At 71.6% G+C, this 19,665-nt stretch carries 22 protein-coding genes and 1 pseudogene; 10 read left to right on the top strand and 13 right to left on the bottom strand.

The window, feature by feature from the left end; all coding sequences use genetic code 11:
• A pseudogene (locus tag ACFZBU_RS16935) lies at nucleotides 1-354 on the top strand (DNA topoisomerase IV subunit B); the annotation flags it as partial.
• A gap of 115 nt (nucleotides 355-469) precedes the next feature.
• On the opposite strand, the gene ACFZBU_RS16930 reads toward ACFZBU_RS16935, so the two are convergent.
• The 6 genes from ACFZBU_RS16930 to ACFZBU_RS16905 form a co-directional block, all read right to left on the bottom strand.
• Nucleotides 470-718: a hypothetical protein gene (locus ACFZBU_RS16930; RefSeq protein WP_391584336.1), complete on the bottom strand. Its 249-nt coding sequence runs from the start codon at nucleotides 716-718 to the stop codon at nucleotides 470-472.
• Nucleotides 719-1,007: 289 nt separating this feature from the next.
• Nucleotides 1,008-1,769 carry an isocitrate lyase/phosphoenolpyruvate mutase family protein gene (locus tag ACFZBU_RS16925; RefSeq protein ID WP_391584335.1) on the bottom strand — a complete coding sequence of 254 codons (762 nt, stop codon included), beginning with the start codon at nucleotides 1,767-1,769 and terminating at the stop codon, nucleotides 1,008-1,010.
• A gap of 7 nt (nucleotides 1,770-1,776) precedes the next feature.
• Nucleotides 1,777-2,589, bottom strand: coding sequence for an SDR family NAD(P)-dependent oxidoreductase (locus tag ACFZBU_RS16920; RefSeq protein ID WP_391584334.1), 813 nt, complete (start codon nucleotides 2,587-2,589; stop codon nucleotides 1,777-1,779).
• Nucleotides 2,590-2,788: 199 nt separating this feature from the next.
• Nucleotides 2,789-3,127, bottom strand: coding sequence for an ArsR/SmtB family transcription factor (locus tag ACFZBU_RS16915; protein ID WP_391584333.1), 339 nt, complete (start codon nucleotides 3,125-3,127; stop codon nucleotides 2,789-2,791).
• Complete coding sequence (locus ACFZBU_RS16910) at nucleotides 3,124-3,573, bottom strand: SRPBCC domain-containing protein (protein ID WP_391584332.1); 450 nt, start codon at nucleotides 3,571-3,573, stop codon at nucleotides 3,124-3,126. Before ACFZBU_RS16910 ends, ACFZBU_RS16915 begins: the two co-directional genes overlap by 4 nt.
• Nucleotides 3,574-3,716: 143 nt before the next feature.
• Nucleotides 3,717-4,532 carry an SDR family NAD(P)-dependent oxidoreductase gene (locus ACFZBU_RS16905; protein WP_391584331.1) on the bottom strand — a complete coding sequence of 272 codons (816 nt, stop codon included), beginning with the start codon at nucleotides 4,530-4,532 and terminating at the stop codon, nucleotides 3,717-3,719.
• 87 nt (nucleotides 4,533-4,619) lie between these two features.
• On the opposite strand from ACFZBU_RS16905, the gene ACFZBU_RS16900 reads away from it, so the two are divergent.
• From ACFZBU_RS16900 to ACFZBU_RS16885, 4 genes are all read left to right on the top strand, one after another.
• Nucleotides 4,620-5,471, top strand: a complete 852-nt coding sequence (locus tag ACFZBU_RS16900) for a helix-turn-helix transcriptional regulator (RefSeq protein ID WP_391584330.1) — start codon at nucleotides 4,620-4,622, stop codon at nucleotides 5,469-5,471.
• 199 nt (nucleotides 5,472-5,670) lie between these two features.
• Nucleotides 5,671-6,516 carry a helix-turn-helix transcriptional regulator gene (locus tag ACFZBU_RS16895; RefSeq protein ID WP_391584329.1) on the top strand — a complete coding sequence of 282 codons (846 nt, stop codon included), beginning with the start codon at nucleotides 5,671-5,673 and terminating at the stop codon, nucleotides 6,514-6,516.
• A gap of 90 nt (nucleotides 6,517-6,606) precedes the next feature.
• Complete coding sequence (locus tag ACFZBU_RS16890) at nucleotides 6,607-7,086, top strand: DUF3291 domain-containing protein (RefSeq protein WP_391584328.1); 480 nt, start codon at nucleotides 6,607-6,609, stop codon at nucleotides 7,084-7,086.
• 155 nt (nucleotides 7,087-7,241) lie between these two features.
• Nucleotides 7,242-7,691: a hypothetical protein gene (locus ACFZBU_RS16885; protein WP_391584327.1), complete on the top strand. Its 450-nt coding sequence runs from the start codon at nucleotides 7,242-7,244 to the stop codon at nucleotides 7,689-7,691.
• A gap of 182 nt (nucleotides 7,692-7,873) precedes the next feature.
• Here ACFZBU_RS16885 and ACFZBU_RS16880 read toward each other — a convergent pair whose 3' ends face one another.
• The 4 genes from ACFZBU_RS16880 to ACFZBU_RS16865 form a co-directional block, all read right to left on the bottom strand.
• Nucleotides 7,874-8,269, bottom strand: a complete 396-nt coding sequence (locus ACFZBU_RS16880) for a hypothetical protein (RefSeq protein ID WP_391584326.1) — start codon at nucleotides 8,267-8,269, stop codon at nucleotides 7,874-7,876.
• A 292-nt stretch (nucleotides 8,270-8,561) separates the two neighbouring features.
• Entirely contained in the window at nucleotides 8,562-9,608 is a 1,047-nt protein-coding gene (locus tag ACFZBU_RS16875) for an NAD(P)-dependent alcohol dehydrogenase (protein ID WP_391584325.1), read from the bottom strand.
• Between the two features lie 300 nt (nucleotides 9,609-9,908).
• Complete coding sequence (locus tag ACFZBU_RS16870; protein ID WP_391584324.1) at nucleotides 9,909-10,406, bottom strand: nuclear transport factor 2 family protein; 498 nt, start codon at nucleotides 10,404-10,406, stop codon at nucleotides 9,909-9,911.
• Nucleotides 10,407-10,656: 250 nt separating this feature from the next.
• Nucleotides 10,657-11,514 carry a M23 family metallopeptidase gene (locus ACFZBU_RS16865; protein ID WP_391584323.1) on the bottom strand — a complete coding sequence of 286 codons (858 nt, stop codon included), beginning with the start codon at nucleotides 11,512-11,514 and terminating at the stop codon, nucleotides 10,657-10,659.
• 386 nt (nucleotides 11,515-11,900) lie between these two features.
• Between ACFZBU_RS16865 and ACFZBU_RS16860 the strand changes: the two genes are divergently transcribed.
• The 3 genes from ACFZBU_RS16860 to ACFZBU_RS16850 are packed head-to-tail and all read left to right on the top strand — an operon-like array spanning nucleotide 11,901 to nucleotide 13,710.
• Nucleotides 11,901-12,392, top strand: coding sequence for a DUF3995 domain-containing protein (locus tag ACFZBU_RS16860; RefSeq protein WP_391584322.1), 492 nt, complete (start codon nucleotides 11,901-11,903; stop codon nucleotides 12,390-12,392).
• Between the two features lie 8 nt (nucleotides 12,393-12,400).
• Complete coding sequence (locus ACFZBU_RS16855) at nucleotides 12,401-13,087, top strand: RNA polymerase sigma factor (protein ID WP_391584321.1); 687 nt, start codon at nucleotides 12,401-12,403, stop codon at nucleotides 13,085-13,087.
• A complete protein-coding gene (locus ACFZBU_RS16850) occupies nucleotides 13,084-13,710 on the top strand; it encodes a hypothetical protein (protein ID WP_391584320.1) in 627 nt (208 codons plus the stop codon). Before ACFZBU_RS16855 ends, ACFZBU_RS16850 begins: the two co-directional genes overlap by 4 nt.
• Before the next feature lie 78 nt (nucleotides 13,711-13,788).
• Here ACFZBU_RS16850 and ACFZBU_RS16845 read toward each other — a convergent pair whose 3' ends face one another.
• Nucleotides 13,789-14,766, bottom strand: coding sequence for an Lrp/AsnC family transcriptional regulator (locus tag ACFZBU_RS16845; RefSeq protein WP_391584319.1), 978 nt, complete (start codon nucleotides 14,764-14,766; stop codon nucleotides 13,789-13,791).
• Nucleotides 14,767-14,925: 159 nt separating this feature from the next.
• On the opposite strand from ACFZBU_RS16845, the gene ACFZBU_RS16840 reads away from it, so the two are divergent.
• On the top strand, nucleotides 14,926-16,455 hold the full coding sequence (locus tag ACFZBU_RS16840; protein WP_391584318.1) for an MFS transporter: 1,530 nt from the start codon (nucleotides 14,926-14,928) through the stop codon (nucleotides 16,453-16,455).
• A 518-nt stretch (nucleotides 16,456-16,973) separates the two neighbouring features.
• On the top strand, nucleotides 16,974-17,786 hold the full coding sequence (locus ACFZBU_RS16835; RefSeq protein ID WP_391584317.1) for a GntR family transcriptional regulator: 813 nt from the start codon (nucleotides 16,974-16,976) through the stop codon (nucleotides 17,784-17,786).
• A 90-nt stretch (nucleotides 17,787-17,876) separates the two neighbouring features.
• On the opposite strand, the gene ACFZBU_RS16830 is transcribed toward ACFZBU_RS16835, so the two are convergent.
• On the bottom strand, nucleotides 17,877-18,524 hold the full coding sequence (locus ACFZBU_RS16830) for a response regulator (protein ID WP_391584316.1): 648 nt from the start codon (nucleotides 18,522-18,524) through the stop codon (nucleotides 17,877-17,879).
• Nucleotides 18,512-19,609 carry a sensor histidine kinase gene (locus ACFZBU_RS16825; RefSeq protein ID WP_391584315.1) on the bottom strand — a complete coding sequence of 366 codons (1,098 nt, stop codon included), beginning with the start codon at nucleotides 19,607-19,609 and terminating at the stop codon, nucleotides 18,512-18,514. Before ACFZBU_RS16825 ends, ACFZBU_RS16830 begins: the two co-directional genes overlap by 13 nt.
• Nucleotides 19,610-19,665: the final 56 nt, after the last annotated feature.

Genomic DNA, 19,665 nt, shown 5'->3' with positions numbered 1-19,665 from the left:
GCCGGACACGTCTACCTGTCGCGCCCGCCGCTCTACAAGATCAAGTGGAGCCGGGACGACTTCGAGTACGCCTACTCCGACCGCGAGCGCGACGCACTGCTCACCCGCGGAACCGACGGCGGCAAGCGACTGCGCGACGACACCATCCAGCGCTTCAAGGGCTTGGGCGAGATGAACGCCGAGGAACTGCGCATCACCACCATGGACGTGGACCACCGCGTACTCGGCCGGGTCACCCTGGACGACGCCGCGCAGGCCGACGACCTGTTCTCGGTGTTGATGGGCGAGGACGTCGAAGCCCGCCGCTCCTTCATCCAGCGCAACGCCAAGGACGTCCGCTTCCTCGACATCTGAGCCGGCGGCAGTTGCGCCCTCCCGGTACGGGGCCCGCGGACACGGGCCCCGGCCGCGTCACCACCTGCTCGTCGTCGTAGTCCTCCAAGCAACGTCCTTCGAGCAGCATGCATGGTCACTGGTCGTGGACGCGCCTGCACACGACGAAACCGGGTTCGATTCGCGAGCATTCGAAGACGGGCTGGGAGATGCTTGCCGTCGTCGCCGTACCCGATCCCGATTCCTCGCCTTCGTCCGCGGGGTGGTACGCGAGCGAGAAGTGCCGGGACGCCTCGGGGTACTTGGCGAGCAGATCGCGAAATTCCCCGATCAGTCCGCCGAACTCCTCCGGGATGGTGACGCTCCTGTTGCGTTGCTCCGTCATGACGGCCTCCTGGTTCAGAGACGCGCTGGTACGGCCGCAGGGGCAGTCACACCCGTCGACGCCGTACCACCGCTCGAGTACTTCGCGCCGTCCCCTCCTCCAGCTTCACACGGCCGACACCCGTTCGCAGCGTGCCGTCGGACCGACGGACCGCACCGAGCCCACTTCGTCGCGAAGGAGCAATGCGTGGACGCCCCCGCCCCGTTGCACGACCACGCGCCGTGCGCCGGTACGCCTTCGCGACTTCGTCCTCGTCGTTCACCACCCTGCACGCGGCAGTGACGGCCCGTCACTTCCGGGCGTCGAGGAGATGCCGGAGATCGGTATGCAGGTGCTCGAGTGCGCTGCGGTACAGCTGGGGCCCCACGGAGACCCGGGCCACACCGATGGCACGGAGCTCGGCGAGCGACCCGCCTTTCAGCGGAAGGCCCCCGTTCACCGGCGCGTCGACCGCGGCGACGATGGCTCGGAGGTCGTCCGGCCCCGCTCCGGGTGGGAACACGCAGTCGGCGCCGGCCGACCGGTACGCCTTGGCCCTGCCGATCGCATCGGCACGCTTGCGATGCTCGGCCAGAGGCGAGGTGGGGAAGAAGGAGTCGATCCGGGCATTGACGACCAGCGGCACCCCGATACGGTCGGCGGCTGCGCGCATCCGCGCGATATAGGTGGCACGGACGTCGACGTCGATCAGGCCGCCGTCGGCGTGATCGCTGTCCTCGATGTTGCAGCCGACGACTCCGATCCCGCTCAGCAGTTCGACCAGTTCCTCGGGCGTCATCCCGTAGCCGGCCTCGGCGTCGACGGTGACCGGCACATCGACGGAGGCTGCGATGCGTCGGGCAACGAACATCATCTCCGCGCTCGGAGCACCCTCACCGTCGTGGTAGCCCAGAGCGGCGGCAATCGCGTTGCTCGCGGTCGCGACCACCGGGAAGCCCGCGTCGACGACGGTGCGGGCGCTGCCCACGTCCCAGGCGTTCGGCAGCACCAGCGGAGCGCCCGGGACGTGCAGGGAGCGAAGCAGTTCGGCCTTGTCGGCCCGATCGCGCACAGCGGCCTCAGTCGACAAGTGCGCCGGCGGACAGATTGGCGATCGTCCCGGTCATGGCGCCCGCTCGATCCGAGGCCAGGAACGCGGCCGTCTCCGCGATTTCGGAGAGCGTGGGCAGCCTCTTCAACAGCGTCCCCTCCACCATGCCCCCGCTTTCGAGCATTTCCTGAACCGACTGCCCCGCCGCCGCCGCGGTTTGCCCGAAGAGGTCCTTGGTGTAGGAACCCGCCGCCGGCGCATCGACGACAGCGTGCGGACGGATGCCGATCACCCGGATGTTGCCGGGTGCCAGCTCCGCGGCCAGTAGCCGCGAGAAGGCCTCCTTGCCGGCCGCACTCACCCCGTGCCCCAGGATGCCGCCCACGGCCAGCTTGGCACCGGGCTCGGACAAGGTCAGGATGACGCCGGGACGCTTGTGACCCATGTGCCGTGCCACAGCCTTGCTGGTGATGAACAGCGACCGCAGAAAACCGTCGATCGGCCGCATGAACTCCTCCGGGGAGAGGTCCGCCAGCAAAGTGCCCTGGTCGTGCATGACACTCACGGCGTTGAGGGCGATGTCGATACTCCCGGCCGTCGCCGCGACCGCGTCGGCGTGCGCTTCGACCGCCTGTTGATCGAAGACGTCGACCAGCGCGGTCTCGACCGTTCCGCCCGCGGCGGCGATGTCACGCGCCACGGCGTCGAGCTTGGCCTGTGTGCGTCCGGCGATGAAGACCCGCGCACCCTCCCGGGCGAATACCCGCGCGACGGTGCCGCCGATGGCGCCCCCGCCGCCATGGATCACAGCGTTCTTGTTCTCGAGCAGCAAGCCACTCATGGTGTCCTCCGGGTGATCGATGTTTCCGTGATTGCGCAGGCTCGGGCGTCACATCCGCCACCACCGCGAGTTCCGTCGCGACCGCAATTGCGGGAGGCTTCGGGAGGCCCGGCGGCCGGTCGGTCGCCCTTTCGGTCCTTCGGTCCTTCCGTCCTTCGGTCCTTCGGCCTTCCGGCCTTTCGTTCAGCCGGCCTGTCGGTCAGTCGTGTTTCCGGCGCTCGATCTCTTCTGCGATGCGCTTGATGCGGTTCAGTCGCGCATCCCACGTCTTGCCGACTTCGTTCAGTTGCCGGACGGCGCGGCCGAGTTGCGCCTCGTCGACCTCGTAGCGCCGCTCGCGGCCCATCGGTGTCGCGTGTACGAGGCCTGCGCGATCGAGCACGCCCAGGTGCTTGGTGACCGCTTGGCGCGAGATCGGGAGACGATCACTCAGGCCGGTCGGTGTGCCGACCCCCTCCGCGAGCAGCAGGTCGAGCAGGCGACGCCTGATCGGGTCGCCGATCGCCGACCAGAGTTCGTCGTCGACGGCGACGGTCATCGCGCCACCACGGACGGGGCGTAGCCCTGCAGCCTGGGCAGGAACAGGTCCCAGCCGCGCTCGTGGTCGTGGAAGGCGTCCTCGAGCACAGCGGCCTCCCAGCCCCGCTCCCGCCAGCCGCTCTCGGTCAGGCGCAGAATCGTGCCGTCACCGGATGGCTCCAGCTCGAAGGTCACCAGGAGGGAGTTGCCCGCATCGGGCAGCTGATCGGCAGGGGCGACCCAGCGGAACGTGAACCTGTGCGGAGGATCCACATCGATCACGGTGATCGCTTCAACCGCGGCGCGATCGCCCCACACCAGTTCGCCGACCGCGCCCGGCACCGGCTCGAACGACGCATCGTCGGACCACCACATCCTGATGTGCTCGGGACGACTCACCACATCGAACACGACCTCCGGTGCCGCGTCGATGCGAATCTCGCGCTCCAACTGTCCAAACTCCACTGCGGACCTCCAATAAGCAACCATCGGTTGCGCATGACCTTAATCGGCGCACCGGCAATCCGCAACCTTATGTTGCGCAACGACGATGCGGCCGACCCGGGCAGGCCCGGTCCGTCGTCCCTGCCCCTCCCCGGCCCCGGGCGTCAAGCGCTCATGCCGCCGTCGACCCGGAGGACCGTGCCGGTGATGTAGGAGGAACGGTCGCTGAGGAGCCAGGCGGCGGCCTGGGCGATCTCCTCGGGCTCGGCGGCGCGGCCCAGCGGTGTCCGGGCGTTCAGGCGCTCGATGACGCCGGGGGAGTTGTCCTCCCACTCGCGCACCATCTCGGTGAGCGTGGTGCCGGGGGCGATGGCGTTGACCCGAATGCCCTCGGGGCCGTACGTGACGGCGGCCGACTCGGTCAGGCTGTTGACCGCTCGCTTCATCGCCCCGTAGGCGGGCAGTTCGGGATTGCCCCACAGGCTGCCGACACTGGAGTTGTTGACGATCGCCCCGGTTCCGGCGGTGGCGCGGATCGCGGTGACCTCGGCGACCATGGCCAGCCAGGTGCCCTTGAGGTTCACCGTGTAGACGTGGTCGAAGTCCGCCTCCCGGACCTGGTCCATCGGGCCGGGCGGGGTGCCCGTCGCGCCGTTGTTGAAGGCGACGTCCAGCCGGCCGTACAGGTGCACGACACGGTCGACGGCGGCGCGCACGTCGTCCGCGTCCGCCAAGTCGCAGACCGTGTAGTCCGCGATGCCGCCCAGGCCCCGGATGTCCTCCGTGACCGCCTTGAGCCGGCTCTCCGTCCGCGCCGCGAGCAGCACCCGGGCGCCCTCCCGGGCGAACAGCCGGGCCGCGGCGGCGCCGATGCCGCTTCCGGCGCCGGTGACGAAGGCGACCTTGCCGGCCAGCAAACCGTCCCGGACGACGGCGGGGGTGGTGGTGTTCGGCGTGGGGGTGTTCGGTGTGGTGTCCATGACGGCGAGCCTGCCGCCGCCGGCGGCGCCCAGCCAGGCACAGGCGGTACCTGGCTGGGCATCGACGCCGCCGCGCACACTGGGGGAGTGAACAGACGAGAACTGGGCGAGTTCCTGCGCAGTCGGCGCGAGCGCATCACCCCCGCCGACGTGGGCCTGCCCGCCGGGGCGCGCCGGCGTACCCCGGGGCTGCGCCGTGAGGAGGCGGCGCAACTGGCGTTCATCTCGACGGAGTACTACACGCGACTGGAACAGGCCCGCGCGCCGCGCCCCTCGCGCGAGGTGTTGGCCGGACTGGCCCGGGCCCTGCGGCTGTCGGACGCCGAGCGCGATCACCTCCACCACCTCGCCGGCGCCCCGCCGGGTCCACCGTCCGGGCCCTCGCGGGAGGTACGGCAGAGCATCCTGGACCTGCTGCACCGCCTACCGCAGGCGGCCGCGCTGGTGATGTCCGCGACGTACGAGGTGATCGCCTGGAACGATCTGGCCGCGGCCCTGATGGAGGACTTCTCCGCCCTGTCCCGGCGCGACCGGAACCTGGTGCGCCGGGCCTTCCTGGGGCCGCACCCGCAGGATCGGCGGCTGTACGGCCTGTCCGACTCGGACGCCTTCGCGCGCACCGCGGCCCGGCACCTGCGCGCCACCGCCGCGCGCTACCCGGACGATCCGGAGGTGGCCGAGCTGGTACAGGAACTCCTGTCCGGAAGCCGGGAGTTCGCCGACCTGTGGGCCTCGCACGACGTATGCGCCGAGCCCACCCTGTGCAAGACCCTTCAGCACCCGCTGGTGGGTCCGATCACCGTCGACTGCGATGTCCTGGACATCACCGACCGCGACCAGCGCGTGGTGATCTACACCGCGGCGCCCGGTTCACCCGCCGAGGAGGCGCTACGACTGCTGTCGGTCATCGGCACCCAACGCCTGGACGTACCCGGCTGAACGAAGCCGCCGAACCGGGGCAACCGCCGAACGCGAACAAACCGGGCCGGCTCGCCGACCTGCCGATTCACCGGGTAGGCCCACCGGACATCCCAGCCGCCCGCCCCGGCGCCCGCACCTCGACAGTGGGCCGCCCGCGCTGCCTCGCTTGGCCGGCCCGTCCCGGGAGCATCGGCGCCGGCTCGCCTACACTCCGGTTGTGTCCGACCTCGCTTCCACTCCCCCGCCCGGTGACGACGCACTCGATGCGGTCGGTGTGCTCGCCGATCCGGTACGCCGGGCCCTGTACCGCTACGTCGCCACGGCCCAGGGCCCCGTCGGGCGGGCGGAGGCGGCCGATGCGGTCGGGATCCAGCGCACGCTCGCGGCGTTCCACCTGGACAAGTTGGTCGAGGCGCGCCTGCTGAGTACCGAGTTCGCGCGGCCCGCGGGTCGGAGCGGGCCGGGCGCCGGTCGGCCGGCGAAGTTGTACCGGCGCAGCGCGGTCGAGACCACCGTGACCCTGCCGCCGCGGGCCTACGACACGGCCGGGCGGATCCTGGCGGACGCGGTCGAGCGAGCGGGCGCGGATCGGGCGGTACACGCGGCTGCGTACGACACCGGGCGGGACGCCGGGCGCACAGTCGTCGGGCCGGGGCAGGGGCCGGGAGCGGAGCAGGAGGGCGCCAACGAGCACGAACGCGAACGGGAACGTGTGGTCGCGGCGCTGACGGCACGCGGGTACGAGCCGGTCCCGGATCCCGAGCAGGGATCCGTCCCCGCCGCGTCGGCGGCCGACGAACCGCCGCACACCCCCTCCCGGATCCTGCTCCGGAACTGTCCCTTCCACCAACTGGCCGAGGATTTCCCGCCGCTGGTGTGCGGGATGAATCTGGCGCTCCTCGAAGGGCTCCTCGACGGTCTGGAAACGAGCGCCTACCGGGCCCGGCTCGACTCGGTACCCGGACGCTGCTGCGTGATCCTGGAGCGGGTGACGGAGGAGGTGGACGAGGTCGTGGACCAGGCGGTGGACGAGGTGCCGGACAAGGACCGACCGGCCGACTGAACCGCGCCGTCCGACCCCCCTCTGCTCGTCGCCGAATCTCTAAAAACAATTCTCGTTGACATATAGCTCGGCACCTGGTGAGGTGATCCCATGCCCTCGACACACCACATCGCCCAATTCAACGTGGCACGCATGCTCGCCCCTCTGGACACCCCGACCATGGCCGACTTCGTCGCCGGCCTCGATCCGGTGAACGAACTCGCGGACCACGCTCCCGGCTTCGTCTGGCGGCTGAAAGGCGAGGACGAGGGGGTCGCCGACGCGACCGACATCCGCCCGTACGACGCCGACACGATCGTGACCATGTCGGTCTGGGAGAACCCGGATCGGCTCTGGGATTTCGTCTACCGCAGCGGCCATCTGGAATACCTGCGCCGCCGCCAGGACTGGTTCGCACACATCGCCGAGATCTCGCAGGTCCTGTGGTGGCTACCGGCCGGCACCACCCCCACCTCCGCCGAAGGCCGGATCCGCCTGGACCATCTGCGCGAACACGGCCCGACCGCCTACGCCTTCACCTTCCGCAACCGCTTCCCGGCGCCGGCACCCGAGCCGGCCGAAATCGCCTGACGAAGCGGGCGGCGGCCGGCGGCGGGCATGCGCTCACGCCGCAACCCGGCACGGAACGCGCACGGATCGCGCCCGGACACATCCGAGCCGGCTCCGGGCGGCGCACACCCGGCCCACCTCCCGAGCGGAGGATCCCGGCCGGCACCATGACGCGGATGAACATCATCCCCGGGCGCGGCGTCGCGCTCGTCGAGGTCGGTGACGCCCGGGCGCGGGTCGAGGCCCGGATCGGCGAGCCGGTCCACGGGCCGGGCCGCTCCCGGGCCGTCTACCGCACCGATCCGACCCTGGTCATCTGCTATCTCCCGGACGACACCGTCGAGTTGGTCGAACTCGGCCACGGCGCCGGCACCCGTGCCGAGGTCCATTTCGACGGCGTGCAACTGACCTGGCGCTTCCTGGACGAGGTGGTCGCGGAGCTGACCGCCCTCGGCCACACCGGCACCGAAACCGACATCGGCTACGCCTTCCGGGCCGGATTCGCCATCTGGTCCATGGGTTCCCGCCAGGCCACCGACCTCGACCCCGAAGCGGACGAGGACGACGAACGAGCCGTCGTCGAAGGCGTATCCGTCGCCCCGTACTCCTACTTCACCGAGGACTGACCACCGAAATCCGCAAACGGGCACACGTTGCGGAAGGCAATCCCGCAACCCGACGACGCCGCATCGGCCGGCGCCGACAACCACCCCCCGTCATCCGACCACCCGATCACTGGTCACCCGGTCACCCGGTCACACCCCGACCCGACCCGGCTGCCACCGGACCAGCCCGCAACCCCCGACCATCAAGCCTGGTACAACTCATTGCGGCGATGGCGCGCCGCCGGAATCTCCACCGCGTCCGCCGCATCCAGGTCGAGCCCCCACCCGGTCCGGTCGTCGACCAGCGCCCGCAGCAGCGCGACACTCGCACGAAGTCGCGACCGTTCCCGCCGCTCGGCACGCGTCGCGGCCGCGGCGAGCGCGCCGTCGGAGGTGTTGTACCGCCCCCAGGCGTGGACATCCACTCGCCGGCAGACCCGCTGCGGGTGCGGACGCCGGCCCAGGCGCGCGGCTTCCGCCCGGACCCGGGCGCTGTAGCGCAGATCGAAGCGGACCACGGCACGCCAAGGTGCCCCGGCGGCCCGATCGGAACCGGCTTCCCACCGGCGCGGGGTCGGGTGATGTGCGGTGCGAGACATGGAACTCCGTCGGGACACCGCCAGGTCTCTGCTCCTGGCGTACCTAACGAAACCCACACGGACCGACGGACCGGTCGCAGCCCACGCCCGTGCGCCTGCTCCCGACGTTCGCCACGCCCAGCACCCCCGCAATCCGCACCGGCTCGTCATCATCGCCCGGCTCGTTCAGCATGCCCGGGGCCGGCACGGTCCGGCAACCCATCGGGCCGCCGGCACGCCTCTCCCCCGCCACGCATCGAGGGGGACGGCCCGTTGTTCGCACGTCGGCGGCATCCCTCGACCGCGCCCCGGCCTACGGCAGTGTGATCACCACCTTGCCGAAGGGGCTGCCGGTGCGCAGGTGTTCGTAGGCCTTCGGGGCCTCGTCGAAGGCGAAGACACGGTCGATCACCGGGCGGATCCCGTGCTCGGCCAGCATGGCGTTGAGGTGCTCGAAGGTGGTTCGGTTGCCCACCGCGAGTCGCTGGACGCTGAAGAAGCGGCCGTTGAACAGGTTCGGGTCGAAGCCGGCTCCGTCCGAGGGGAAGGCGCCGACCAGGGAGATCCGGCCGTTGAAGCCGATCGACGCGATCGACTTGGCGATGGTGGGCGCGCCGACCGCCTCCAGGATCACGTCGACGCCCCGACCGCCGGTGAGGCCGACCACCGCCGACTCCCAGTCGGGCGTGATCCGCCGGTCCACCACCTTCGCCGCGCCCAGTTCCACGAGCCGCGCGGCCTTGTCCGCGCCCGACGCGACCGCGATCACCCGCGCACCCGACGCCGCCGCCAACTGCACGCCGAACAGCGCCACCGCACCCCCGCCGACCACGAGCACGGTATCCCCCGCGACCATCGGCCGCGGCCCCGTGGTCAAGCCGGCCCAGGCAAGGACGGCCGCGCACGGCAGCGTGGCCGCCTCCTCGTAGGACAGGTGCTCGGGAATCCGTACCACCGACTCCTCGTCGACGACCTGATACCCGGTCAGCATTCCGCCGAGATTGGCCCCGTACTGCTCACTCACCAGCGGGAGCGACATCGGGCCGTCGATCCATCTCCGGAAGTAGGTGACCGCGACCCGGTCGCCGACGTCGGCCCGCCGTACCCCCTCGCCCACCGCGACCACTTCACCGGCCCCGTCGCTCAGCGGCACCACGCCCGGCGTCGCCGGGATGACGTACGTACCGTCGAGGATCATCAGGTCCCGCCGATTGAGCGAGGCCGCCCGCACCCGGATCAGCACCTCGTTCGGGCCCGGCCCAGGCACCTCCTCCTCCCGCAGGACCAGCCCGTCCAGGCCGTCCTGCGGCCGGTCCAGGTGGTAGCCGACCGCGGTCGTGCCCTGCTGCGTGTGCGCCATGAACTCGTCCTTTTCGTGGGTGCGTTCTCGTCGGGCAGGCTTGCGCCCCCGAACCGACCTGACGTGCGACGACGCCGATGAGCCGCCGTACTCGACCGCGCATCGTCCGCCGCCGAACAGGACCCTACGAAGATCACGCGGCTGCGGAATCGGTAGCGCATCGGTAATTTCGCGACCGGCCGACCGGCCGACCGACCCCCGCACGCACCCGCGGCCGTGACAAGTCGGCCGAACACCCGAGCCGGCCCCACGCGGCGGCGGCCGGGCAGTGGGGTGTCGGGGTGTCTGGACCGTCGGAGGTCAGGGCGTCAGGGCCGCGTCCACCGCCTTGGTGTCCCAGTAGAACGGGCGAATCTCGGTGATCAGGCCGTCCCGGACGGTGATCATCTGCATCACCCAGGTGTCCAGGACCCGGCCGGTGGCACGCGCGGTCAACAGACCCCGGTTGAGGATCGCCACCGACTCGCCGTCGACGGCGAAGCGCTGTTCGAGGAACTCCATCTCCCGCCACGCCTCGCTCATCGCGGCCATGAAGTCCTCGATCCCGCTCGGACCGTAGCGAGGACCGCCGTAAGGGAGAGCCGGCGACTGGTACATGACCACGTCCGGCGCGAGACACGCGGCAAGCTCCTCGAAGCTCGCCTTGTCACGCCCGCCGCCCGCGATGTAGGCGGCCTCGGCCGCAAAGAACGTTTCCAGGACCGCAAGTGCGGCACGCTCGGGCGCGGGGGCGGGGGGCAGCATCGGCTCACTCGCGGTCTCGGTCGCCCCTGTCGGGGCTTTGCTCTCGAAACTCATGAAGCCATCGTGACCACCCGGACCAGCCACCCGCCGGCGGCAATCGGCCGTCGCGCTCCCCTCCCACCCCACCCGCGAAACGCCCGCCCCCGGCCCACCCGCGCGACCCACGCACCCGACGCGCGTACCCGGCCCCACCCGCCGTCCATCCGCCGCCGGGCAATCATGCTCGCGCCGGTCGGCCGTACCGCCCGCGAGCCCGATCCCTCCTCTGTCGGAGGAGAAACCGGACCACTGCTTCCGAGGCCGGTCACCCGGTCCCCGGCCGGTTGAGCACACCGGGCGCGGTGAACACCTCGTCGTTCGCCGGCACCCCGATCCCGCGCCAGTCGAACGGGATCCCACGCGCCACGTCCGGATCGGCGTCGTCCATCAGCTGGAAGTGCACGTGCGGCTCACTGGAGTTCCCCGAATTGCCGCAACGGGCCAACTCGTCGCCCGCTCGCACGCGTTCGCCCTCCCGCACGACCGCCGACCCGCGCCGCAGATGGGCGTACAGCGCGTACACCCCCGCGCCCAGGTCGAGGATCACATGGTTCCCGACCAGCCGGCGGGCGCCGGCAAGGTCCCGGCACATGCCCTCGACCAGGAGATAGGGCAGCGCCGGGAACGAGTTGCGGCTGAGATGGTCGCGTTGCCCGTCGGCCACCCGGACCACCGTCGCATCCGCCGGCGCCACAACCGGTGCGCCGAAGGCCGGGAACGCACCACTGCGTCGAACCACCGGCCACCACCCGAAGCTCGGCCGAGGCCGCCCGTCGGGCTCCGCGACGATGTCGATCGCGTACGCCTGGCCATAGGCCCGCGTGCCGTGGCTGGGCACCCTGTCGGCCGGACTGTTCAACGCCCGCCAGCGCCCGGTCACCGGCGCCTCCACCTCGACCGCGGACCGAACACCGAAGTCGGCACGTCCGTCGGCTCCGTCAGCACCGCCGCCGGCTCCCTCCGGCCGCGCCCGGTTCGCCAGGAGTCGGGTGACCATCAGGAGTCCCAGCGGAAGCCAGCTCCACAGCCAGGAGAAGTCGTAATGCATCCCTGCCACCAGGACCACGAAGAACGCGATCCAGCAGGAGCGGTACAGGACCGTGAGGGACTTGCGGACAGGCATCGTGGCGCTCCCCGAGTCGATTCGCGATGTCGGTCGAACCTGAAGTCTCGGTACTTCGAAGTTACGTAATTACGTATGATCTCGCAAGTATGAAGCGGGAGCCGTGCCGGACGGCGGCCCATGGCTGCGCGTCGAGGGCCGCCTCATACCGCACCCGCGCCCTGGCCCGACCGGGCCAGGGCGGTGTGGCGGCAGTGTTCGCGGTGGTGTGTCCGGCGTCACAGGGAACCTTTTCCGGCCCCGCGTCCTCTTCCCGGCGACCGGCTGACAGCTCGTCAGCCCCCAGAGGGGACCGTGCCGTGCACACCACCACCGGATCCACCGGAGTCACCGAACCCGCCGGAGCCAATGGGCCCGGCCGAGTCGCCGGACCCGACGGAAGGGCCATGCCGACCACCGGCACATCCACCGCCGCCGGCAGGCGGGCCGGTACGGCGGTCGCCGCACTGCTCACCGCCGATGCCCTCCTGCACGCGTTCTGGGCGACCGGCTCGACCTGGCCCGCCGGCAGTACCGAAGCGCTCTCGCGGGGGCTGCTCAACGCCGACGTCCCGTTCACCCCACGCGTCCTGCTGCCGCTCTGCGCGCTGCTCGGCACCGGCGCCGTCGGCGTGTACGCGCACAGCCGCGGTCGAGGCGGCCGGATCAGCGCGCTGATCACCGCGGCGGTGGCCGCCGGACTCGCGATCCGGAGTACGGCCGGCCTGGTCTGGGCGGTGGGCATCGGGAGCGACCCCGGCAGTACGTTCCACCGCCTCAACCTGGCCGTCTACACGCCGGTTTGCCTGGCATTCGGCTACGCGGCCGCCCGACTCGCCCTGACCGGATTCCGCCGCACGCGGAGTCGACTGCCCCGGACCCGGGCCACCGGGAGATGATCACCACCGTGCCGGATCGTCGAACCGAAGACCGAACCCGAGAAGTCGAAGACCGAGTCGGAAGCCGAGCCTCGGACCGAACCGAGAGGCCGGCCGAAACCCACGCCGCCCACACCGCGCAGATCGGGGACGGCGCCCACGTCGAGGACGGCGCGCACGTCGAGGACGTCACCCACGTCGAGGACGGCGCGGCCGACCGCCGTACGCGCGGGATCGCCCTCGCCCGCGTCGCCCGTCGTGGCGACACCCTGGCGATGAGCGACCTGCTCGACCATCTGATCCCCTACGTCGCCACCATCTGTGGTCCGATCGCCCTCGACGCCCGCCAGGACGCGGTCCAGGAAACGCTGGTCGTGGTCTTCCGCGCGCTGCGCAAACTCGAGGAACCGGAGGCGCTGTACGGCTGGGTGCGCGCGATCGCGGTCCGCGAGGCGATCCGGATCGCCCGCCGGGCGGTACGCGACACCCCGGTCGAATCCACCGAACTGCCCGCCCCCGGCGACCCGCAACTGGCCGCCGACATCGACGACGTACTGGCCAGGCTGTCGCCCGAGCACCGCGCCGTACTGGTTCTGCGCGACGTCGAGGGCCTGGACGAACAGACCGCCGCCGAACTGCTCGGCGTCCCCGAAGGCACCGTCAAGTCCCGGCTGCATCGCGCCCGGGCGGGATTCCGAAGGATGTGGACGGCATGACCGAGCCACTCGACCCCGGCACCCCCGGATCGGCCGGCGCCGAACCCAGCCGAGTCGCACCGGCGGGCATCGAACCCACCGGCGTCGCGCCCGTTCGCGTCGAACCCACCGGCGGCAAGCCCGTTCGGCTCGAACCGGCTCACCTCCAATCGGCTCACCTCGAATCCTTTCGCCCCGAGCCCGTTCGCGTGGACGCCGTGGCCCGACTGCGGACGTTGACCGCCGGGATCCCGGGCGCTCGGGTCGTCGAGGGCGTGGTGCCCGCGCCGTTCGCCGACGTCTGGGCGGTGATGGGCGACCTGGAGCAGGGCTTCGGTCGGTTCCAGCCGGACATGCGCCACGTCCGGGTGTCCCGGCGCGACGGCGATCGCATCGAGGCCTACGCGCGCAGCCGCTACGGCATGCGGGCCCGCTTCGACGGCATCCTGCGCCCGGGATGGTGCTGGTTGCAGAGCCGATTCGTGATCATCGGCATGGCCGCGGTCGCCGAGCACGACACGACCCGGGTCGCCCTCACCGGCGGTGTCCGGGTACCGGGTCGAGCCGCCATCGTGCCGATCGGCACCGAACGCGAACTACGCCTGGCCCTGGCCCGATTGCACACGGCGGTGGGCAACGCCTGAACCGGCCGCCCTCGGCCCGCCACGCCCCCGGCGCCGGCACGGGTGCGGGCGAAAGCGGGAGCGGAGCGCGGCACTCGGTCAGCCGCGCAGGGTCGCGGCGGCCTTGTAGGTGCGCAGGACCGGTGCGGTCTCGATGCGGGTGATGGCATCGAGAGCGACGCGACGTGTCAGGTAGTGGTGCAGGGCCTCCGCGTCGCGGCACAGGGCGTGGGCGACCAGGTTGGTGGGGCCGGTGGTGGCGGCGACGACGGCGAGTTCCTCGTGGCCGGCCAACACGGTGGCGACATCGTCGAGACGGCTGGGAGCAACCTGCATCCACAGCAGCGCGGACACGGTGGCGCCCAGGAGGGCGGGTTCGATGTCGACGTCGAAGAACAGTGCGCCGCACGAACGCAGTCGAGTCAGCCGACGGGTGACCGTGGAGGGCGTGGAACCGGTCGCAGCGGCCAGATCCGCGTAGCCGGCCCGGCCGTCCTCGCGCAGCGCGGCCAGCAGGCGCAGGTCGGCGTCGGTGAGCGGGTCCGGATCGTCCCTTTCCACGTCGGCGGCCGGCGCGACCTGGGCACGCAGCCGGGCCTCCTGTTCGGGGGTGAGCGCGCCGAGCCGGCCGCGCCACGCGGTGGGCCCGCCCAGGTAGGTGTGCAGCAGGTAGTGCGCGGAGACCGCGGTGACGCCGGCGGTGCGCGGGATGTCGCGCAGCAGGAGGGAATGGGCGTCCGGGCCGCTGGGCGCGGTGTGGATGATCGCGACGATCTCGGTGCCACCGGAGGTCAGCCGAACCCACGAGCTGTCCGGGCGGCGGGCCAACGCAACCGCGATGTCGTGGGCGGTACGGGTGGCGGCGGTCAGACGCACGAACCACTGGTGCGCGCGGATGCCGCGCGGGGTCGGCAGGGCGACCACACGCAAGCCGCCTTCGGCGTGCAGGCGGCGGTAGCGGCGCACCACGGTCTGGGTCGAGGAGCCGAGGATCTCGGCGATGAGGGTGAACGGGGCGCGCGCGTCCACGTGCAGGGCATGGATCAGGCCGCGATCGAGATCGTCGAGTTCGAGCATATCCCGCAAAATAGCCGATCCTCATGGATGTAATCGCCCATCCGATCATGGGAAGTGGAACCGGAAGGCAAAACCCGATCAAGGTGGGGGTCGAGCCGCACGCCGGGACGACAACCCGGGAAGCCGCGGACCCGCGCACGACACCGATCACGGGGACCCATGACCGAGCACGCCACCGAGCCCACCAAGAAGCACTCGACCGAGCCCTCCCCCGCGCCCACCGACACACGGGCCACCACCATCACCCCCACCGCCCACGACACCCCGGTCGCTCCGCCCGGCCGGCCGGCCCCCGTCGTGTACCGCCGGCGGTGGACCGCCCTGATCGCGCTGCTCACCGCCGAGGCCATGAACCTCCTCGACGCCACCATCGTCCAGGTCGCCGGCCCCGTCATCCACGCCGAACTCGGCGGCCCCGCCGCTGCGATCCCCTGGTACAGCGCCGCCTACACCCTCGCCTTCGCCCTCGGCCTCCTCACCGCCGCCCGCCTCGGCGACATCGCCGGCCGCCGCCGGATCTTCCGGATCGGCGTCACCCTGTTCGCCCTCACCTCACTGGCCTGCGTGTTCGCCCCGACCGCCGGCACCCTCATCGGCCTGCGCGCGGCACAGGGTGCCGCCGCCGCCCTGGTCATCCCTCAGACGTTCGGACTGATCCGCGCCATGTTCGACGGCGACGAACTGTCCAAGGCACTGGGCACCATAGGCCCGGTCATGGGCCTGTCCGCGGTTCTCGGCCCGGTCCTGGGCGGCGTGCTCACCCACGCCGACCTGTTCGGCACCTCGTGGCGCGCGGTGTTCCTGGTCAACCTGCCCCTCGCGGCCGCCGTCCTGGCCCTCGCCCCGAACCTGCGCGAGGACCGCGCCCCCGTACGCCCTCGCCTCGACCCGACCGGCACCGTCCTGGCCATGGTCGGCACCGCACTGCTGGTGTGCCCGCTCACCGCCGGCACCGGCGCGCCGAGTGCACGCGCGTGGGCCGTCGCCACGCTCGGCGCACTCGTCCTGCTCGCGTTCACCGCCCACCAGCGCCGCGCGGCCGCCGCCGGCCGCACCCCACTGGTCGAGCCGTCCCTGCTGCGCGGTCGCACATTCCCCGCCGCACTGGCCACCTCCACCCTGTTCTTCGCCGTACTGAACGGCGTGATGATCACCGTGGTACTGCACCTGGAACTGGGCCTGGGCAACGGCCCGCTCAGCGCCGGCCTCACCCTGCTGCCGTGGTCCGTCGGCCTGGCGGTCGCCTCCTGGGCCGCGGGCAGCCACCTCGTCCCCCGCTACGGCACCCGCGTCCTGCACGCCGGCATCGTCACCCTCGCCGCCGGCCTGGCCGCCGCGGCCCTCGCCTATCGGGCCGCGCCCAACGGCCACTACCCGCTCGGGCTGCCGTTCGCCCTCGCCCTGGCCGGCCTCGGTGTGGGCCTGTTCACGGCGCCGTTCTTCACCGCCGCGCTGCGCCACGTCTCGCCGCAGGAGAGCGGCTCGGCGGCGGGGCTCCTCAACGCCGTCCAGCAACTCGGCGGCACGCTCGGCGTAGCCATCGTCGGCGGCGTCTACCTGACCGGCAACGCCTCCGGGCAGGCCGCGGGCCCGAGCGCGCAAAGTGCCCTGGCGACGGCCGGAGCACTGCTCGCCGCGACCGTACCGGCTGCCTGGGCGATGACCGCCCGCCGACTACGCGACAACTGATACCGAACACGATCCGGTCCCTCTCGCGCCGACCCGCCCCGCCGGCAAGCACCGCCTCATTCGCTCCTCAAGGTGATCACCGGCATCCGGGGTGACCAGCCACCGGCCCGAACCCTCCTCGGCGTCGCCGCCCTGACCCTTCCCGACATGATGTCCGAGGTCGACGCGATAGCGGTCCGCCCGAAGCCCCGTCCCAAGCCGACGACCCCGTCCCGACGAGTCCGATCGGAAACGAGTCCAATTGGACTCGTCGGCCAAGGCCCGCCGCGTGGACCGATACCTCCGGAGCTCCGGTACCGGTCCTCGCGTCACGTGCCGACCGGGAGGCCAGGGGCAACAGACCCGACCGCGGCCCTCAGCCCTTGCCGAAGAGCGCCGCGGGGAACGCGCCCGCCGCCCGGAGCATTCCGGTGAAGCCGCCGGCCAACTCGGTCAGGCGCGCGGTGGCGGCCGCGGCGTGACAGAGGCGCCCACGCTCGCCTCGGAAGACGTCGCGCCGCCGAAAGCCGCGCCGCCGGATGACGTCGCACCATCGGACGAAGTTGCACCGTCGGACGGAGTCGCGCCGCCGAAGTCGCCGCGCATCAAGTACCCCGCCCTCATTCGCCCGCCGCCCATGGCACCAGGACCGCGCGCGCCAGCGTGTGCCCGCCGATGAAGAAGCCGAGGGCGGCCGGAGTCGACCCGGCGCGCGGCTCAAGTTCCCCGAGCTCAGCGAGCGATATGGGGTGAGCACCGGCGCCGTACGCCAAGCCCTGCTCAAACTGGTCGCCAAGAACCTGGTCCGCTCCGAGGCCCACCACGGTTTCCGGGTCACCGACGTCACCCCTCGCGGACTGGCCGACCTGACCGACGCCCGCACCGAGATCGAGTCACTCGCCCTGAGTCGCGCGATCCTGACCGACGCCCGCACCGAGATCGAGTCACTCGCCCTGAGTCGCGCGATCGCCGAGGGCGACCTGGCATGGCAGGCCCAAGTGCCGGCCGCCCACCACACCTTCGAGCAGACCCCACGCGACGACGGCGACCAACCGGGCGAGGACTGGCTGATCGCCCACGCCGACTTCCACACCGCTCTCCTGGCCGGCTGCGCCAACCCCCGGCTGCGCAACCTGGCCGCCTCCCTGCGCGAGGAGGCCGAGCTGTACCGGCACTGGAGCCGGCCCAATCCGGCGGACGCGCGGCGCTGGACCGACCGGGCGGTCGACGAAGTACACCGCGACCTGCTCGACGCGGTCATGGCCCGCGACAACGAGCGGGCCGATGCCGTCCTGCGCCGCATGATGGCCGGCACGTCAGGCATGGTCCTGGAGACCGAACCGCACGAGTGACGCCACCCGACCGAGACGGCGACCGGGCCACCGCACCCGCTCTCGAGCCCGCAGCCGCGGCTGCCCGAGCGGGCGAGTTGCACGCGGCCGTCAGTGCGGCGATGCGTCCAGGTAGGTGAGGACGGCAAGCACGCGGCGGTGACCGGCGTCGCCGGCGGCCAGGCCCAGCTTGGCGAAGATGTGCCCGATGTGCTTGTGCACCGCGTTGTCCGACACCCGCAGACGTGCGGCGATGGTCAGGTTGTCGAGGCCCTCGGCCATCAGACCCAGGACTTCCCGCTCCCGTGTGGTCAGCGTCGTCAGCGGATCGTCCCGCCGGCGGACGACCTGCGCGATGACCTCGGCGTCGAGTGCCATGCCACCCGCCGCGACCTTGCGGAGCGCGTCGATGAACTCGGCGACCCGGCCGACCCGGTCCTTCAACAGGTAGCCGACGCCGTGGTGACCGGTGGACAGCAGCTCGGTCGCGTACGTCTGCTCGATGTACTGCGACAACACCAGGATGGGGAAGCCCGCCCGTCGTCGCCGTAGCGCAATCGCCGCCTGCAATCCCTCGTCGCGGTACGACGGCGGCAGCCGCACATCGACGATGGCCGCCTGTGGATCGTGTTCTTCCACCGCCGCGAGCAGGTCGTCGGCCGTCTCGGCGACCCGGGCGACCTCGAAGCCATGCTTGGCCAGGATGAGCTGTAGACCCTCCGCGAGCAGCACGTTGTCCTCGGCGATCACCAGCCGCACGGCAACTCCACCGTGATGGCCGTGGGGCCGCCGGCCGGACTGTCCACCGTGACCTCGCCGTCGAGCGCCTCCACGCGACGGCGTATCCCGGCCAGCCCGGTGCCCCGCGCCTCGTCGGCGCCACCTGTCCCGTCGTCGGTGATCCGAATCCGCAGCCGGCCGCCCTCGCGTTCGACCGCGACCGTGGCGGCGGACGCCCCACTGTGCTTGGCCGCATTGGTGAGCGCCTCGACGACCGTGAAGTAGGCGACCGTTTCCACCGCGGCGGGGACATCGCCCAGCTCGCCCATGTCGAGCCGGGCAGGCACGCCCGAACGCCCGGCGACCGCGGTCAACGCCCCGGGCAGCCCCCGGTCGGCGAGGATCGGCGGGTAGATCGTGCGAATCACGTTGCGGAGTTCGGCCAGCGCGGCCTCGGCGCTCGCGTGTGCGCGTTCGATCAAGCTCTCGGCCGTGTCCGGTTCCTCGCGCACCGCTTGGCGCGCCAGGGCGAGTTGCATCGTCATCGCGACGAGCCTACCTTGCGTGCCGTCGTGCAAGTCCCGCTCGATTCTGCGGAGTTCGGCGCCATGCGCGTCGAGGACATCGGCTCGTGTCCGGGTCAGCGTGGCCATCCGGCGGGCCAACCGCTCCGCCCGTGACGGTGCGAGGAGACGAGTCTGGGCGCGTGCGAGCGGCGGCAGCAGCAGGCACAGCACAGCGCCGAGGCCGGCGACCTGAACGATGCCGAACGACAGTGCGTCGCCCCAGTCGTCGACCGGCACGTCGAACCACAACCGCGGGCGGTCGGCGGGCGGAAACGCCCACCAGGCGGTCGTGCCGACCACGCCGACGACGATGTTGCCGACAACCAATAGCGCCAGGAGGCCCGCCGGCACGCCGGTCAACGCGTTGATCGCCAGCCAACGGCGCGTGGTCGGTGACGAGTCACTCGGTACGCCGAGCCATCGCCGAGCCGCGGACCGCCGACGGTCCGCCCAGTCGCCCGCTGCCCCCGGGTGGGGGAGGAAGAGGAGACCCCCGATCGCCGCGACCAGGTTGCCGAGCAGGTAGGCGCAGGCACGCAACGCGTCGGCTCCATACATGACGGCCAGTATGCGAACAGGAGTACGACCCCGTAATACAGCCCGCTGTATCGAAA

Origin of the sequence: Embleya sp. NPDC008237 (assembly GCF_042956465.1) — a bacterium.
Classification (GTDB): domain Bacteria; phylum Actinomycetota; class Actinomycetes; order Streptomycetales; family Streptomycetaceae; genus Embleya.
Note: the sequence above shows the minus strand (reverse complement) of the source record. Positions and strands in the feature narration are given on the sequence as shown.